Annotated in this window: 21 protein-coding genes and 1 pseudogene; all 22 read left to right on the top strand. The window is 66.8% G+C overall.

The window, feature by feature from the left end; genetic code table 11:
- The first annotated feature begins 346 nt into the window (after positions 1-346).
- Complete coding sequence (locus HT578_RS16535) at positions 347-646, top strand: DUF736 domain-containing protein (protein ID WP_094543825.1); 300 nt, start codon at positions 347-349, stop codon at positions 644-646.
- Between the two features lie 159 nt (positions 647-805).
- Positions 806-982: pseudogene (locus tag HT578_RS16530) on the top strand (DUF736 domain-containing protein); the annotation flags it as partial.
- A gap of 186 nt (positions 983-1168) precedes the next feature.
- The gene (locus tag HT578_RS16525) at positions 1169-1411 is read left to right on the top strand and encodes a helix-turn-helix domain-containing protein (protein WP_213500746.1); all 243 of its coding nucleotides are present in this window, start codon (positions 1169-1171) and stop codon (positions 1409-1411) included.
- A 120-nt stretch (positions 1412-1531) separates the two neighbouring features.
- Entirely contained in the window at positions 1532-1795 is a 264-nt protein-coding gene (locus tag HT578_RS16520) for a DNA -binding domain-containing protein (RefSeq protein WP_112755263.1), read from the top strand.
- Positions 1796-1914: 119 nt separating this feature from the next.
- A complete protein-coding gene (locus tag HT578_RS22310; protein WP_239026324.1) occupies positions 1915-2229 on the top strand; it encodes a transcriptional regulator domain-containing protein in 315 nt (104 codons plus the stop codon).
- Positions 2123-2680, top strand: coding sequence for a DUF2285 domain-containing protein (locus tag HT578_RS16515; protein ID WP_239026633.1), 558 nt, complete (start codon positions 2123-2125; stop codon positions 2678-2680). The genes HT578_RS22310 and HT578_RS16515 overlap by 107 nt, the downstream gene beginning before the upstream one ends.
- A gap of 127 nt (positions 2681-2807) precedes the next feature.
- Entirely contained in the window at positions 2808-3089 is a 282-nt protein-coding gene (locus HT578_RS16510; protein WP_213500745.1) for a helix-turn-helix transcriptional regulator, read from the top strand.
- Positions 3090-3097: 8 nt separating this feature from the next.
- On the top strand, positions 3098-3976 hold the full coding sequence (locus HT578_RS16505) for a replication initiator protein A (protein WP_213500744.1): 879 nt from the start codon (positions 3098-3100) through the stop codon (positions 3974-3976).
- A 215-nt stretch (positions 3977-4191) separates the two neighbouring features.
- Positions 4192-4830 (top strand): ParA family partition ATPase, encoded by a 639-nt coding sequence (gene parA, locus HT578_RS16500; protein WP_213500743.1) that lies wholly within the window; start codon positions 4192-4194, stop codon positions 4828-4830.
- Positions 4827-5081, top strand: coding sequence for a ribbon-helix-helix protein (locus tag HT578_RS16495; RefSeq protein WP_104493681.1), 255 nt, complete (start codon positions 4827-4829; stop codon positions 5079-5081). The genes parA and HT578_RS16495 overlap by 4 nt, the downstream gene beginning before the upstream one ends.
- The gene (locus HT578_RS16490) at positions 5078-5599 is read left to right on the top strand and encodes a DUF2840 domain-containing protein (RefSeq protein ID WP_213500742.1); all 522 of its coding nucleotides are present in this window, start codon (positions 5078-5080) and stop codon (positions 5597-5599) included. The genes HT578_RS16495 and HT578_RS16490 overlap by 4 nt, the downstream gene beginning before the upstream one ends.
- Entirely contained in the window at positions 5596-6141 is a 546-nt protein-coding gene (locus HT578_RS16485; RefSeq protein WP_213500741.1) for a S26 family signal peptidase, read from the top strand. The genes HT578_RS16490 and HT578_RS16485 overlap by 4 nt, the downstream gene beginning before the upstream one ends.
- 36 nt (positions 6142-6177) lie before the next feature.
- Positions 6178-6528 (top strand): DUF736 domain-containing protein, encoded by a 351-nt coding sequence (locus tag HT578_RS16480; RefSeq protein ID WP_213500740.1) that lies wholly within the window; start codon positions 6178-6180, stop codon positions 6526-6528.
- 138 nt (positions 6529-6666) lie between these two features.
- A complete protein-coding gene (locus tag HT578_RS16475; RefSeq protein ID WP_479684955.1) occupies positions 6667-7308 on the top strand; it encodes a lytic transglycosylase domain-containing protein in 642 nt (213 codons plus the stop codon).
- Between the two features lie 244 nt (positions 7309-7552).
- Positions 7553-9289: a relaxase/mobilization nuclease domain-containing protein gene (locus HT578_RS16470; protein ID WP_213500738.1), complete on the top strand. Its 1737-nt coding sequence runs from the start codon at positions 7553-7555 to the stop codon at positions 9287-9289.
- A 28-nt stretch (positions 9290-9317) separates the two neighbouring features.
- Positions 9318-11309, top strand: coding sequence for a conjugal transfer protein TraG (locus tag HT578_RS16465; protein ID WP_213500737.1), 1992 nt, complete (start codon positions 9318-9320; stop codon positions 11307-11309).
- Positions 11310-11316: 7 nt separating this feature from the next.
- Complete coding sequence (locus HT578_RS16460) at positions 11317-11751, top strand: ribbon-helix-helix protein, CopG family (RefSeq protein ID WP_213500736.1); 435 nt, start codon at positions 11317-11319, stop codon at positions 11749-11751.
- A gap of 216 nt (positions 11752-11967) precedes the next feature.
- Complete coding sequence (trbB, locus tag HT578_RS16455) at positions 11968-12903, top strand: P-type conjugative transfer ATPase TrbB (protein WP_422394397.1); 936 nt, start codon at positions 11968-11970, stop codon at positions 12901-12903.
- A complete protein-coding gene (locus tag HT578_RS16450) occupies positions 12900-13232 on the top strand; it encodes a TrbC/VirB2 family type IV secretion system protein (protein ID WP_213500734.1) in 333 nt (110 codons plus the stop codon). The genes trbB and HT578_RS16450 overlap by 4 nt, the downstream gene beginning before the upstream one ends.
- Positions 13232-13513 carry a VirB3 family type IV secretion system protein gene (locus HT578_RS16445; RefSeq protein ID WP_008125099.1) on the top strand — a complete coding sequence of 94 codons (282 nt, stop codon included), beginning with the start codon at positions 13232-13234 and terminating at the stop codon, positions 13511-13513. Before HT578_RS16450 ends, HT578_RS16445 begins: the two co-directional genes overlap by 1 nt.
- A gap of 10 nt (positions 13514-13523) precedes the next feature.
- Entirely contained in the window at positions 13524-15962 is a 2439-nt protein-coding gene (gene trbE / locus HT578_RS16440; RefSeq protein ID WP_213500733.1) for a conjugal transfer protein TrbE, read from the top strand.
- Entirely contained in the window at positions 15959-16723 is a 765-nt protein-coding gene (trbJ, locus tag HT578_RS16435) for a P-type conjugative transfer protein TrbJ (protein WP_213500732.1), read from the top strand. The genes trbE and trbJ overlap by 4 nt, the downstream gene beginning before the upstream one ends.
- The last annotated feature ends 9 nt before the right edge of the window (positions 16724-16732 follow it).

The following is a 16732-nucleotide window of genomic DNA, read 5'->3' as shown; positions in this document are numbered from 1 at the left end:
GATCATGGTGATCATGGTGGCGGGGAGGATTGCCCCGCCGCCCGTGACGCCGGTCATGCCGATGGGGTGCCGACTGCCCGTGTCGTTCTCTTCCGACAATGCAGCAAAGCCCCCATGCGGCCTCTCATCTGGGCTGGTCTGGCGCCGGTCCGGCCTTGATCTGCAACGGCTCCGCCGACCTTCTTCCCCTGCGGCTCCGCCGCATTCCTCGCGAAGCAACAAGCTCGGCTGCCGCCGCCCTCCGCTCACGCTGCGGCCCTTTTGGTGCAGCCGTCCGGCCCGTCGCCCCTCGACCGCCATCGAGACCGCATGGGGCGGCTTCGGACAACTCTCAGGAGATACGACAATGGCTCAGATCGGCACCTTCACCCGCGACGAAAACGGCACCTACGCCGGAACGATCAGAACCCTCACCCTCAACGTAAAGGCCACCATCAAGCCCTGCGACCACGACAGCGACAAGGCACCCGACCACCGGGTCACCGCAAACGGCGTCGAGTTCGGAGCCGGCTGGAGCAAGACCGCCAAGGAAACAGGCGCCGAGTACCTCTCGCTCAAGCTCGACGATCCCTCCTTCACCGCGCCGGTCTACGCCTCCCTGGTGCAGGGCGACAAGGGCGAGCACAAGCTCATCTGGTCGCGATGATCCAACAAGGGCGCTCCGCTCACGGCGGGGCGCCCGCCCACAAAGCCCGCGATTATGTGGAGCAGAATCCGCCGAAACAGCCGGAAAACCAGCCCTCAAGACCTGGCACTCCGCATAATACCGTTCTCAGCATAATCGACGTTATGTGGAGCACCACATAAGGTCGAGATCGGCGCCGCCTGGTCCAAGCGCTCCAACGAGGGCCGCGACTATCTGGGCCTCAAGCTCGACGATCCGAGCTTCAACGCCCCGATCTACGCCAACCTCTTCGACGACGAGGAAGGCGACACCTTCTCGCTGATTTGGTCCCGCCCCAACGGGCGGCGAGGCGACTGAGCCCCCACGCAAGGCCCCGGCCGGAAGGCCGGGGCCTTCGACGTCTAGGGCGACCGAATCAGTTCACGCCGCATGGATGCAAGTGGAGACCGCCAGAAGGCCTTAAAGCTGGCCCTGGCGCCTCAGAGCGACTATTATAGTCGTAGTTCTGGCGTGGGCGTAGGTCCGAATGGGAGGTGATCATGCATGATCACCGCCCGACAATCGCGGGCCGCACGCGCGTTGCTGGGTTGGACACAGGAGACGCTCGCTGACCGGGCCCGGGTATCTTTGACCGCGCTGAAGCGCCTCGAATCCGAAAGCGGCCTCGAGGTGTATGAGAGCACGCGCGATGAAGTCCGGCGTGCCTTCGAGGGTGGCGGGATCGTCTTCCTGAACTCCGACCAGGGTGTGGGAGTGATGCTTGTCAGTAGGAAGAGAGACGACTGACGCGTCGGCGGGCGATCGCGCCGCTCTGTCGTTACTTGTGTCGCCAGCCGGTGGCCTCTGCGCTCAAAACAGCGTTAACAATCCCCTTCAAAATGGATACATCTATCAAGGGGGAATTCAGTGACCAAAGAAGACTTTCTGGATCAGCCGCCTGATGGCGCGGCGCTCACCGCCTACGACCGGGCGCATCTGAAGCTTTACCTGCGGCTCCTGGACGCTGACGCCGACGGAGCAGACTGGAAAGAAGTCGTAGAAGTGCTCTTCGGCATATGTGCCAAAACCGATCCAGAGCGGGCCGCCCGCGTCCACGCCGCTCATCTCTCCCGCGCAAAATGGATGACTCAAAGCGGCTACAGCGAGCTACTTGGCCCCCGCCTCCACTGAGGTGATGCAGGACTTGCATCACGTTGATCCGACTTCGTTCTTCCCAGCATCAACACAACTTGGAATCGTCATCGCTTCACTACTCGCGTTGCTTAACATTTGCGCGGAGGCGGCGGAGGATGTCCGAGGAAGAAAGTTGGCGGTCTGAGGCTGCGTATGACTATGTTGATAAGCTTACGACTAGCGAACTCGCGTGGGAATTTCTCAGGCGAAACCCGGATTATAGGGCGAGCTTTCAAAGATTACTGTCCTCTGGGCGATTAACCGACGAGACAGCGACAGCCTTTGCGCATCAATGGGGGTTGTCTTTTCGCAGCAGACCCAAGCATCACGGGGCTCGCTCAGCCGATCTTCTGGACCCCCCAAGCCGATCCGGCGGCGATCATTCTCCAAGGCGGTCCCGCAGTATCCGGCCAACCTCATTTCACCGTTGATGGTCTCCGCGCTCACGCCGTCCGACATCACGGCGCAGCGCTCCTCCGACTAAGCCTCAACGGCGAACCCTTCGATGTCAGTCTTTCCGATCTGACGGAAGACGCCCCGCTTGCTGCGGTAATCCCGCTCGATGAGATGACACCCGATCGCCTCACGGCATTGGGCCGGTTCTGGTCGGCCGCCACAGCCCGAGCGGTGCCTCCTGATCCCCGCATCACTCCTCAGCGGCTGCAGCGGGCGCGGCAGATGCTGCGTGCTGTCGACGCACGGCACGCAGGTGCAATCTATCGCATCATCGCCGAACACCTCTTCCCGCAGCACCAAATCGACACCGCCTCCTGGGTCGGACATCCCATCCGGGAAACCACCATCCGGCTTGCCCGCGACGGCATGAAGCTGGTGCGCGGTGGATACCGGGCGCTGCTGCGCCGTCCCCGACGCGACCGCTAAACGCCCACCAGGTATCGAATTTAACCTCCTTACTTCGACATCGTTCAAGGCGCCGTCTTCGCGCCACCGTGCTCGCAACCCGCCGCTCATCCGAAGCGGCCTCCCGCGAGACCACGGAGATTCGATCATGGCCGAAAAAGTCGCCAATCTACCGCCACGATACCTGAGAACGCAGGAAGCTGCTCGCTTCCTTGGCCTCTCGGAACGCACTCTCGAAAAGCATCGCACCTACGGCACGGGTCCGACCTATCGGAAGCTTGGCGGCCGCGTCGTCTATTCGGTCGACGACCTCCAGACATGGGCGGATCGCGGTCTCGTCACTTCGACGTCCGATCCGCGCGGCGGGACCGTCCTTCCGGCAAAGCGCCAGGCGGTTTCCCCTGCCGCCGCCGGCCGCTTCCCGCGTTGAGCCCCGGCATGTCGGCGCGCCGCCACAGCAGCGAACGCGAGCAGCTCGATCTCTTCCGGGCACTGCCCGGTGATCTCGCGCCCCGCGACGCTCAAGACCTGATGGCGTACCCGTTCTTCTCGCTCGCCAAATCGAAGCGTCTGGCGCCGATCGACTTCAAGGCCGGCTCCGTCGTCATCCGCGTAGAAGCCGTCCCCGAGCACGGGATGGCCACCATCTGGGATGCCGACGTGCTGATCTGGGCGGCCTCCCAGATCGTCGAGGCGCGTGATCACGGGCTGCGCCCGTCGCGCTTGATGGCGACGACGCCCTACGAGATCCTGCAGTTCATCGGCCGCGGCGTCAGCTTGCGCGATTACGACCGACTCAAGGCCGCGCTCGACCGTCTCCAGTCGACCACGGTGGCGACCTCGATCCGTCAGCCGACCGAACGACGGATGCATCGCTTTTCATGGATCAATGAGTGGAAGGAGCGCGCCGACGGCCGAGGCCGGCCGCTCGGCCTCGAACTGATTGTGCCCGACTGGTTTTACGCCGCCGTTCTCGACGATGCGCTCGTCCTGACCATCGACCGCGGCTATTTCGGCCTGACGGGCGGTCTTGAGCGCTGGCTCTATCGCCTCGTGCGCAAGCACGGCGGCAAGCAGGAGTTCGGCTGGAGCTTCGACTTCCCGCATCTCCACGCCAAGTCCGGCTCGCTCTCGCCGCTCAAGCATTTCGCCTACGACTTGCGCGACATCGTCCGCCGCCAGCCACTGCCGGGCTACCGCCTGACTGTCGAGCAGTGCCTCGGCGGTCCCGAAATCCTCTCCTTCAAACCCATCGATCTGAACGCGCTCGGCATCCCCCGCCAGCGCCGCCGCTCGACCAAGCGCCCCTGGGGATAAGCTGTGAATCGTCTCGTGCTATCAGGGACCGGACCCATCGTGCTATCGAGGACCCGATCCTCGTGCTATCGGGGACCGGAATCGCCGAATCCGCCTGCGGAATCAGCCACTTGCGAGCCCGGTAACTTCTCTAACCTAGATTCCTTCGGAATCTTTCTAACGCGAACCGCATTTTTGCCGCGTGTGGACGAGTCCCCGATCGCCGGGAGACCGTCATGATAGTCGCCCTGCTCAACCAGAAGGGCGGCGTCGGCAAGACGACGATCGCGCTCCACCTTGCCGGCGAATGGGCAAAGCGCGGTCAGCGCGTCACCGTCATCGATGCGGACCCGCAGGGCTCGGCGCTCGACTGGTCCGAGCAGAGGGCGCGGGAAAGCCTGCCTCGGCTTTTCGGTGTCGTCGGCCTGGCGCGGGACACCCTGCACCGCGAGGCGCCGGAGATCGCCCGCGACGTCGACCACGTCATCATCGACGGGCCGCCACGCGTCGCGGGGCTGATGCGCTCGGCGCTGCTCGCCGCTGACCTCGTGCTGATACCGGTGCAGCCGTCCCCCTTCGACGGCTGGGCGTCGGCCGAGATGCTGTCGCTGCTCGGGGAAGCCCGCATCTACCGGCCGCAGCTCGTCGCGCGCTTCATCCTCAATCGCTGCGCCGCGCGCACCGTCATCGCCCGCGAGACCGCCGAGACGCTCGCCGAACATGACCCGCCGCTGCTCTCCGCCAGGATCGGCCAGCGCGTCGCCTTCGCCGATACCGCGCAGACCGGCAGGCTTGTCGGCGAACTCGATCAGGACAGTGCCGCCGCTCGCGAGATCGCCGCGCTGGTGAACGAAATCGGGAGGATCGCGCAATGACCGCGACGCCTCCGAAGCGCGGCTTCGCCACCCGGCCGGGCGACGCGGAGACCTGGATCAGGGCCGCCAACGCGCCTGCCCCGCGTGCACCCGACGCCGCAATCTACACCGCTCGGCTGACGATCGACGTCACGCCGGACCAGCGAGCCCGGATCAAGATCGCTGCCTTCCAGCGCGGCGTCACCGTTGCCGACATGCTGCGCGAGCTGCTCGCGCGCGAATTCCCCGACAGCACTGGAGACGCGACATGACCGGCGCCGCCGCCATCCATGCGCGTGGCGAGCCGAGACCGGCCGCGCCGCCGCCCCACGACCTGACCGAGGTCGAGCTCACCTGGATCGAAAAGCGCGTCGAGAACTGGATCAGGTTCGGCCGCGAGGTCGGCGAACAGATCCTCGACCGCCGTCGGCGCGTGCTGCGGTTTGCGCCCGACAGCGTCTTCGGCTTCGTGCGCTGGGCCGCGAACGACTACGGGACCATCGCCTCGCATTTCGACGTGCTGCGCACCGTCCGCGCCGGCGAGCCGCAGCAGACCGTGCCGTTCGTGCGCCCCGGCGGCGACATCCTGCTCAAGGTCGAGGGCTGGCCGAAGGTCGAGCGCGTGCTGCAGATGATCGACGCGATCGAAGCGATCGGCATCGATCCCGGCGACGTCTCGCCCGATCATTGGCGGCACGTCCACAACAGGATGACCGCCGGCGAGCAGCCGCGGTCTTACACGGCCCAGCACCACAAGGCCTTCCTCCTGCGTCGGAGGGCCGGATCATGAGCCGCTTCGGCTACGTCATCGTCACCTACGTCCTGACCATGGGCATGGCGACCGCCGCCTTCGTCGATTTTCCCACAAAGGTAATCTGGAACGCGTCGGCCAGCACACCGATCGGGCTCTACAGCATCGCGCCGGCCGACCGTTTCAAGGTCACCGATCTCGTCGCCGTGCGTGCGCCCGAACCACTCGCCGCCTTCATGGTCGAGCGCGGCTACATCGGCCGTGGCGTTCCCTTGATGAAGCGGGTCGCGGGCGTTGCCGGCCAAGAGGTCTGCCGCCGCGATCACGCCATCACCGTCGACGGCGTGCCGATGGGCGATGCGCTCGACCGCGATCATCTCGGCCGCTCGTTGCCGATCTGGCAGGGCTGCCGCCGCATCGCCGACGGCGAACTTTTCCTTATGAACTGGTCGGTCCGCGACAGCCTGGACGGTCGCTATTTCGGGCCCTTGCCGACCAGCGACGTGATCGGCCGGGCGACGCCGCTCTGGACCGATGAGCAAAGCGACGGCCGCTACGTCTGGCGCGCGCCGACCCGCTGAACTGCCGCTTCCACCCCCAAAGCCAAGGAGACGACCATGACCCAGATCGGCCAATTCATCCGCACCCAGTCCGGCTATTCCGGGCGGCTCACCGCGCTCGGCATCGACGCTGAACTCACCTTCATTCCGGCCGAGGCGTCGGAGGCCGAGAACGCTCCAGACTACCGCGTCCTGCTCGGCGGGGACGACGGCATCGAGATCGGCGCCGGCTGGAACCATGTCGGCGAACGTGCCGGCGACTATGTCTCCGTGCAGCTCGACAGCCCGCTGTTCCCGCGTCCGCTGCGCGCCAATCTCTTCCGCGCCGGCGACGACAACGGCACCTGGGGTCTGCACTGGTCGCGGCCCGCCAAGCCGCGCACCAACACGCGCGACAGCGAGGGTTGAGCGGTGCGCGGCCCGCATCGATCGCATCATCATCGGAGTGGCACGGATAGGTCCCGTGCCGCCTCCCGGCTGCTCCTCCTTCTCCTTTCCGGCCTGCCGCTCGCCGCGTCGCCGATATCGCCGGCGCGGGCTCAAACCGTGGCGCCGGCCCCGACCGAGGCGAGCCCTCAGGTCGCCGCCTTCGTGAGCGAGGCCTCGCAGCGGTTCGGCATTCCGGTCGCTTGGATTCGCGCGCTCACGCGTGTCGAAAGCGCCAACGACGTGCGCGCCGTCTCGCCCAAGGGTGCGATAGGCCTGATGCAGATCATGCCAGACACCTGGGCCTATCTGCGCGCCCGCTATCGGCTCGGTAGCGATCCGTTCGATCCCCGTGACAATATCATCGCTGGCACGGCCTATATGCGCGAACTCTACGATCGCTACGGCGCGCCGGGCTTTCTCGCGGCCTACAATGCGGGGCCCGGGCGGTACGACGACTACCTCTCGAACGGCCGCGCGTTGCCGGCAGAAACACGCGCCTATGTCGCCCAGCTCGCGCCCCTTGTCGGCGGCGAAGCGTCTCCGGCCATCGTCACCATTGCCGCTGCGGACCCGCTGGCCTGGACGCGCTCGCCGCTCTTCATCGGCGCATCGGATCGCGAGCCGGGCGCAAGTCCGGTGCACGCGGACGAACAGACCCGTGACAGCGACACTGCGGCTTCACCGCGCGATACTTCTGCCGATGCGAGCCCGACCGGCGGCCTGTTCGTCTCCCGTCGGGAGCCTGCAGGCCCGCGATGACAGTCTTTCCCGTCCATCGCAGCGTGGCGAACCCCAGCGCGGAATGGAGGGCGTTGGAAGGGAGGACCGCAAACACAACCGCACGATGGCAGGATAAAGGGGCGCGATGTGCGCTTTGGTTCGGTTGTGCGTTTTCAATGGGTTATGGCGCGAATTCGCGAGGTGCGCCTAATCGGCGCAGCCTGCGCATCGGCGCAATTCCAAGGAAAATCATCGCGTTGGCGCGATGTGCGGAGCGTCGGGCATGACCGACGAGCGCGATTTCCGCATCCGGCCAGGCCGCATACGCTCGACAAGCGCGCAGCGGGCGCGGCCCTTCATCGCGCAGGCGCTGGCCGCCGCCCAGCGCGCCGGCGGAAGCGTCTCCCGGGAAGGCAAGATCGGGTCGGGCGCGCGGTCCCGGTTCGGGCGCGGTCAGCGCGCCTCTATCCAAGCGAACCGCCTCATCACCGCGCGCTCGCGCGGTGCGATGATCAAGGCGCGGGTCGTTCGCCATGGCGGGCGGACCGCGCCGCTCTCGACTCATCTCGATTATCTCCGCCGAGACGGCGTCACCCGCGACGGGGAGAAGGCCCGACTGTTCGGTCCGGGCAGCGACGACGTCGGTGCCAAAGGTTTCGCGGAGCGGTCCGCCGACGACCGCCACCATTTCCGTTTCATCGTCTCGCCCGACGACGCGCTGGAAATGTCGGACCTCAAAGGCTTCACCCGCGAGCTGGTCGGCCAGATGGAGAAGGATCTCGGCACGCGGCTCGAATGGGTGGCGGTCGATCACTGGAACACCGAGCATCCCCATGTCCATCTGATCGTGCGCGGCGTGCGCGATGACGGCGAGAACCTGGTCATCTCGCGCGACTACATAAAGGAGGGCATGCGGGATCGGGCGCGCGACCTGATCACCCAGGAGCTTGGGCCGCGCACCGACCAGGAGATCCGGAAGACGCTGGAGCGCCAGATCGACGCCGACCGCTGGACCAACCTCGATCGCCAGCTCGCCCGCGACGCCTATCGCACCGGCGTCATCGATCTCGCGCCGCATCCCGATCGGCAGCCCGACGAATTCCACGCGCTGAAGGTCGGGCGGCTGCGCAAGCTCGAAGGCCTCGGGCTCGCCGACGAGATCAGCCCGGGACAATGGGCGATCTCGGACAAGGCCGAGGCGACGCTGCGCGAGCTCGGCGAACGCGGCGACATCATCAAGCGCATCCACCGCGGCCTGACCGAGCGTGGCATCGAGCGCGGCGCGGCGAGCTATGTGCTGGCCTCCGAAAGCCTCAACGATCCAGTGATCGGTCGCCTGGTCGCCCGCGGCCTCGACGACGAACTGAAGGGCACGGCCTTCGCCGTCGTCGATGGTGTCGACGGCCGCACCCACCACATCAAGCTGCCCGACTTGGATGCGGCCGGCGACAGCGCGCCGGGTTCGATCGTCGAGCTTCGGAAATTCGATGACGCACGCGGCCAGCGCCGCGTGGCGATCGCGGTGCGCTCCGACCTCGACATCGAGCGGCAGGTTACCGCGACCGGCGCCACCTGGCTCGACCGTCAGAATATCGCCCGCGAGCCGGCGGCGCTCGGAGGCGGCTTCGGCGCCGAGGTGCGCGATGCCATGGACCGGCGGGCGGAGCATCTTGTTGGCCAGGGCCTCGGCGAACGCCAGAAGCGTGGCGTCAGCTTTCAGCCCGGCCTGGTCGACACGCTGCGGCGTCGCGAGCTGGAGGCGGTCGCCGAAGGCATCGTCGCCGAGACCGGCCGGCCGCAGGTCAAACCGGAATCCGGCGAGTATGTCACCGGCACCTACCAGCGCCGGCTGAATCTCGCGAGCGGCCGCTTCGCCATGATCGACGATGGGCTCGGCTTCAGCCTCGTGCCCTGGACGCCATCAATCGAGAAGCAGCTCGGCCGTCATGTCTCCGGCGTCGCCCGGGGCGATGGCGGCGTCGACTGGACCTTCGGCCGCCAGCGGGGGCTCGGCGTTTGACTACCATCCCAAGCGAAAGGACCCCGCCATGTCCGCCACCAAGATCCTCTGGGGCCAGATCCTCACGGTCTTCGCGATTGTCCTGCTGACCACCTGGGCCGCCACGGAGTGGACAGCCTACCGGCTCGGCTTCCAGCCCCAGCTCGGACCGCCGTGGTTCACGCTCGGCGACTGGGCCATCTACTATCCGTGGTCCTTCTTTCCGTGGTGGTACTTCTACGACGCTTACGCCCCGCCGATCTTCGTCGAGGGCGCCTACATCGCCGCGTCCGGCGGCTTCATCTCGATCGCGGTCGCGATCGGCATGTCGGTGTGGCGGGCCCGGGAGGCGAAGAACGCCGAGACCTTCGGCTCGGCGCGTTGGGCACATGAAGGCGAGGTGCGCGGCGCCGGTCTGCTTGGCGAGGACGGCGTGGTGCTCGGCAAGTACGACCGCGCCTATCTCCGGCATGATGGGCCGGAGCATGTCCTGTGCTTCGCGCCGACCCGGTCCGGCAAGGGCGTCGGTTTGGTCGTGCCGTCGCTGCTGACCTGGCCGGGTTCGGCGATCGTCCACGATATCAAGGGCGAGAACTGGACACTGACCGCCGGGTTCCGCGCCCGCCATGGCCGGGTGCTGCTGTTCGACCCGACCAACGCGAAGTCGGCCGCCTACAACCCGTTGCTCGAGGTGCGCCGCGGCGAATGGGAGGTCCGCGACGTGCAGAACATCGCCGACATCCTGGTCGATCCGGAGGGCAGCCTCGAAAAACGGAACCATTGGGAGAAGACCAGCCACGCGCTCCTCGTGGGCGCGATCCTGCATGTCCTCTACGCCGAGGAGGACAAGACGCTCGCCGGTGTCGCCGCCTTCCTCTCCGATCCGAAGCGGCCGATCGAGTCCACCTTGGCGGCGATGATGAAGACCGCTCACCTTGGCGAAAGCGGTCCGCACCCGGTGATCGCGTCCGCCGCGCGCGAGCTGCTGAACAAGTCCGACAACGAACGATCCGGCGTGCTCTCCACCGCTATGTCATTCCTCGGCCTTTATCGCGACCCCGTCGTCGCCGAGGTGACGTGCCGCTGCGACTGGCGCATCGCCGACATCGTTGGCGCCAAGCAGCCGACCAGCCTTTACCTGGTCGTGCCGCCGTCGGACATTGCCCGGACCAAGCCGCTCATTCGCCTCATCCTCAACCAGATCGGCCGGCGTCTGACCGAGGATCTCAAGGCCAAGGGCAACCGGCATCGGCTGCTGCTGATGCTCGACGAGTTTCCGGCTCTCGGCCGACTCGACTTCTTCGAATCCGCGCTCGCCTTCATGGCTGGCTACGGGTTGAAGGCGTTCCTGATCGCGCAGTCCCTGAACCAGATCGAGAAGGCCTACGGGCCCAACAACTCAATCCTCGACAACTGCCACGTCCGCGTCAGCTTCGCGACCAACGACGAACGGACCGCTAAGCGCGTCTCCGACGCACTCGGGACCGCGACCGAGATGCGCGCCATGCGCAACTATGCCGGCCATCGTCTCTCGCCATGGCTCGGTCACCTGATGGTGTCGCGCTCGGAAACGGCGAGGCCGCTGCTCACGCCCGGCGAGATCATGCAGCTCCCGTCCGCCGACGAGATCGTCATGGTCGCGGGCACGCCGCCGATCCGCGCGAAGAAGGCGCGCTACTACGAGGATCGCCGCTTCAACGATCGGATCATGGCGCCGCCGGCGTTCACCAGGCCGACGCAGCCGGGAATGGACGATTGGAGCCGTCTACCACTTCCACCCCGGCCGGCGAGCGCGGTGTCGCCAGGAGTGGCTGTCATCGAGGATGGTGACGAAGATCCGACCGGATCGGAACGTCGCCGCCAGCCGGAGCTGGAACGCGCCACGCCGGTCGAGAAGAAGGCGCCGATCGAGAACGAGTTCGACGGCGGATTCAACGACGAGGCCGATGACGATGCTGCCCGGATCAGCCGCGCCAACCAGATCATGCAGGGCGTGGCGCGTCAGGTCTCGCTCGACCCGAACGACGGCATGGAGCTGTGACGCGCCCATGGCCAATCCATCGAAGAAGCAGCGCCTGTCGGTCTATCTCGAACCCGAGGTGATGAAGGCGCTTGCGGCTTATGCGGCCCGGCGCGATCAGTCGCGCTCGCTGATCGCGGAGGCGGCGATCGCATCCTTCCTGTCGCCGGACGCCGCCGAACGGCACGAGGCGGCAACGACCAAACGCCTCGACCAGCTCGACCGTCGCATGACGCGCATGGAGCGTGACGTCGGCATCTCGATCGAGATGCTCGCCGTCTTCGTGCGGTTTTGGCTGACCACCAATCCGCCGCTGCCCGAACCGGCGCAGGCTGCCGCCCGGGCCCAGGCCGGGGAACGTTACGATGCCTTCGTTGCAGCGCTCGGCCGCAGACTCGCCAAGGGTCCGAAGCTCCGGCAGGAGATTTCCGAGGACATCGATCCCGCGCGCGACGCGCAATAAGCAGCGATTGCGGCAACTCAAGTATTCGGTAGTTCCGCCGAACGCCTGTCTTTATACGCCACGGTACGACAGGCAAAACAACCTGTTGCCGAGGACCGATTTCCGGTTCTCTTAATCATCCCCGATCCAGGGACGGCCCGACGCGGTCCCGCAAAGAACGGGGACGACGTGGCCAGTTCTTCCGAGAAATCTGAGGCGATACTTCGCGGGGCCCGCATGCTGCGGACCGCACTCGGCCCCGCCATCGCCGATTTCCTTGGAGACGCCAGCGTTGTCGAGGTGATGCTCAACCCCGACGGCCGTCTCTGGATCGACCGGCTCTCGGAAGGTTTGTCGGACACGGGCGAGCGACTCTCGGCGGCCGACGGCGAGCGCATCGTGCGCCTGGTCGCCCACCATGTCGGGGCCGAGGTCCATGCCGGCAATCCCCGCGTCTCGGCCGAGCTGCCGGAAACGGGGGAGCGGTTCGAGGGGCTTCTGCCCCCGGTCGTGGCGGCGCCGGCCTTCGCGATCCGCAAGCCCGCCGTCGCCGTCTTCACGCTGCAGGACTATGTCGCCGCCGGCACCATGACCGCCGAGCAGGCCGAGATCCTGCGCCAGGCCGTCGCCGATCGCCGCAACATCCTCGTGGCCGGCGGCACCTCGACCGGCAAGACGACTCTCACCAACGCGCTGCTTGCCGAGGTGTCGAAGACCTCCGACCGCGTGGTGCTAATCGAAGACACCCGCGAGTTGCAATGTTCCGCGCCGAACCTCGTCGCCATGCGCACGAAGGACGGCGTCGCCACGCTTTCCGATCTGGTCCGCTCCTCGCTGCGCCTGCGGCCCGACCGCATCCCGATCGGCGAGGTGCGCGGCGCCGAGGCGCTCGACCTGATCAAGGCCTGGGGCACCGGCCACCCCGGAGGGATCGGCACCATCCATGCCGGCACTGCGCTCGGCGCGCTCCGCCGCCTCGAGCAGCTCATCCAGGAAGCCGTCATCACTGTCCCGCGCGCGCTGATCGCGGAGACGATTGATCTTGTCGCGGTCCTCTCAGGCCGCGGCTCGACCCGGCGCCTGGCCGAACTCGGTCGCCTCGAAGGGCTCAGCCCCGACGGCGACTACCACGTCCGCCCCGCAACCCAGCCCCCCGAAGGAGAACCCGCATGAACCGCCGTGCCCTGCATTTCCGTCGCCATGTGGCGACAGCCGCATACGTCCTCCTGGCCAGTGTCCTGCTGGCCCCGGCCGCCCACGCTTCCGGCTCCTCGATGCCGTGGGAAGCGCCGCTGCAATCGATCCTCGAATCCATCGAGGGGCCGGTCGCCAAGATCATCGCGGTGATCATCATCATCGTCACTGGCCTGACGCTCGCGTTCGGCGACACCTCGGGCGGCTTCCGCCGCCTGATCCAGATCGTCTTCGGCCTGTCGATCGCCTTCGCCGCGTCGAGCTTCTTCCTGTCCTTCTTCTCGTTCGGCGGCGGGGCGCTCGTCTGATGGCGGGCCTGATCGAGAGCGGCGGCGACGTGCCGGGCTACACCGTCCCGGTCCATCGGGCACTGACCGAGCACATCCTGCTCGGCGGCGCACCTCGCGCCATCGCCATCCTCAACGGCACGCTCGCCGCCGCTCTCGGTCTCGGTCTTCGCCTCTGGCTGGTCGGCCTCGGTCTCTGGGCGATCGGCCATTTCGCCGCCGTCTGGGCGGCCAAGCGCGACCCGCAATTCGTCGACGTCGGCCGCCGGCACCTCCGCATCCCCGGTCACCTGAACGTCTGAGGCGCGCGCCATGATGAACCTCGCCGAATATCGCCGCACGTCGACCCGCCTTGCGGATTTCCTCCCATGGGTGGCGCTCGTCGCACCCGGCGTCGTCCTCAACAAAGACGGCAGCTTCCAGCGCACCGCGCGCTTCCGCGGACCCGATCTCGATTCCGCCGTGCAGGCCGAGCTGGTCGCCGTCGCGGGGCGCCTCAACAGCGCCTTCCGCCGCCTCGGCAGCGGCTGGGCGATCTTCGTCGAAGCGCAACGCCATGCCGTCGACGCCTATCCGGCGAGCCGGTTCCCCGATCTGGCCTCAGCGATGGTCGATGCCGAGCGAAAGGCCGACTTCGAAGAGGACGCCGTCCATTACGAGTCGAGCTATTTCCTGACCTTCACCTTCCTTCCGCCAGCCGAGGATGCCGCGCGCGCCGAGAGCTGGCTTTACGAGGGCAAGGCCGAGCGCGGCGTCGATGCCTGGGAGGCGCTGCGCGGCTTCGTCGATCGCACCGATCGCATCCTGCAGCTCGTCGAGGCCTTCATGCCGGAATGCGGGTGGCTCGATGATGTTGAGACGCTCACCTATCTGCACTCGACGGTCTCGACGAGGCGCTATCGCGTGCGCGTTCCCGAGACGCCGATGTATCTCGACGCGTTGGTGGCCGATCAGCCGCTCACCGGCGGACTGGAGCCGCGCCTTGCCGACGCGCATCTGCGCATCCTGACCATCGTCGGTTTTCCGACCGCGACGACGCCCGGCATCCTCGACGATCTGAACCGCCTAGCCTTTCCGTATCGCTGGTCGACGCGGGCGATCCTGCTCGACAAGACCGACGCGACGAAACTGCTGACGAAGATCCGACGGCAGTGGTTCTCCAAGCGCAAGTCGATCGCCGCGATCCTCAAGGAGGTGATGACCAGCGAGGCGAGCGCCCTGGTCGACACCGACGCCGCCAACAAGGCCGCCGACGCCGACCTCGCGCTGCAGGAACTCGGCGCCGACTATGCCGGACAGGCCTATGTCACCGCCACGATCGCGGTTTGGGATAATGATCCCCGCGTCGCGGCCGAGAAGCTCCGTCTCGTCGAGAAGGTGATCCAGGGCCGCGACTTCACCGCGATGCCCGAAACGATCAACGCCGCCGACGCGTGGCTCGGGTCGCTGCCCGGCCACGTCTACGCCAATGTCCGTCAGCCGCCGATCTCGACGCTCAATCTCGCCCACATGATACCCCTAAGCGCCGTGTGGGCGGGGCCGGAACGGGATGAGCACTTTGGAGCGCCCCCCTTGCTGTACGGCAAGACCGAAGGGTCCACCCCGTTCCGGTTCTCCATTCACGTCGGCGACGTCGGTCACACGCTGGTGGTCGGTCCGACCGGCGCGGGCAAGTCGGTGCTGCTCGCGTTGATGGCGCTGCAGTTCCGCCGCTACGCGGGAGCGCAGGTCTTCGCCTTCGACTTTGGCGGCTCGATCCGCGCCGCCGCGATCGCTATGGGCGGCGACTGGCACGATCTCGGCGGGGGCCTGACCGAAGGCTCGGCCGACAGCGTCGCGCTACAGCCACTCGCCCGAATCGACGAAGCCGCCGAGCGCGCCTGGGCCGCCGACTGGATCGTCGCCATCCTGATGCGCGAAAGCATTCAGGTCACGCCCGAGGTCAAGGAGCTGATCTGGACGGCGCTGTCGTCGCTGGCGAGCGCCCCGATCGGCGAGCGCACCCTGACGGGCCTCGCGGTGCTGCTGCAATCGAACGACCTGAAGCAGGCGCTGCGGCCGTACTGCGTCGGCGGGCCCTATGGCCGGTTGCTCGATGCCGAGAGCGAGCATCTCGGCGTCGCAACCGTCCAGGCTTTCGAAACAGAGGGCTTGATCGGGACGGCCGCGGCTCCGGCGGTGCTCTCCTATCTCTTCCATCGCATCGAGGACCGGCTGAATGGCGAACCGACCCTGATCATCGTCGACGAAGGCTGGCTTGCCCTCGACGACGAAGGCTTCGCCGGCCAGCTCCGCGAGTGGCTGAAGACGCTGCGCAAGAAGAACGCCAGCGTCGTCTTCGCTACCCAGTCGCTGTCCGACATCGACGGATCGGCGATCGCGCCCGCCATCATCGAGAGCTGCCAGACCCGGCTGCTGCTGCCGAACGAACGGGCGATCGAGCCGCAGATCACCGCGATCTACCGCCGCTTCGGCCTGAACGATCGGCAGATCGAGATCTTGGCCAGGGCCATGCCCAAGCGGGACTATTACTGCCAAAGCCGCCGCGGCAACCGGCTGTTCGAGCTGGGCCTTGCCGACGTCGCGCTCGCGCTCTGCGCGGCGTCGTCCAAAACCGACCAGGCCGCGATCGACCGGATCTTCACCGAGCACGGACGCGAGGGCTTCCTCGCGGCGTGGCTGCGCCATCGCGGCGTCGGGTGGGCGGCCGACCTCATTCCCAACCTCACCAACCTGGAGAGACCATCATGAAATTGCGCCGTTACCGCGCAGCGCGATTCGCTGCTGCACTGCTCGCGGCTCCTGCCGCGCTCGCGCCTGTTTTCGCGACGCCTGCCCAAGCCATCATCGTATACGACCCAACCAACTACGCGCAAAACGTGCTGCAGGCGGCTCGCGCGTTGCAGCAGATCAACAACCAGATCACTTCTCTGCAGAACGAGGCGCAGTCCCTGATCAATCAGGCGCGCAACCTTACGAGCCTGCCGTTCTCCTCCCTTCAGCAGCTTCAGCAGTCTGTCCAGCGCACCCAGCAGCTCCTCAGCCAGGCGCAGGGCATCGCGTACAACGTCCAGAATATCGACCGGGCGTTCCAGACAAATTACGCCGCCGGCAGCGCTTCGATGAGCGCCTCCGATCAGCAGCTCGTCGCCCAGGCGAAGGAACGCTGGAACAACACGGTCTCAGGCCTGCAGGACGCGATGCGGGTCCAGGCGGGCGTCGTCGGCAATATCGACACCAACCGCACGCAGATGTCGGCGCTCGTCGGTCAGAGCCAGGGCGCGACGGGCGCCCTGCAGGCGACGCAGGCCGGCAACCAGCTTCTCGCGCTTCAGGCCCAGCAGCTCGCCGATCTCACCGCCGTCGTCTCCGCCAATGGCCGCGCCCAGGCGCTCGCCGAGGCCGAGCGGTCGGCCGCCGCTGAACAGGGCCGCGAGCAGCGCCGCCGGTTTCTCACGCCGAGGACCGGCTACCAGCCCGGCAACGCGCAGATGTTCCCAGGCAGCAACTGAGGGCGCGGC

This window comes from Novosphingobium decolorationis, from assembly GCF_018417475.1.
In the GTDB taxonomy this organism is placed as follows: Bacteria; Pseudomonadota; Alphaproteobacteria; order Sphingomonadales; family Sphingomonadaceae; genus Novosphingobium; species Novosphingobium decolorationis.
Note: the sequence above shows the minus strand (reverse complement) of the source record. Positions and strands in the feature narration are given on the sequence as shown.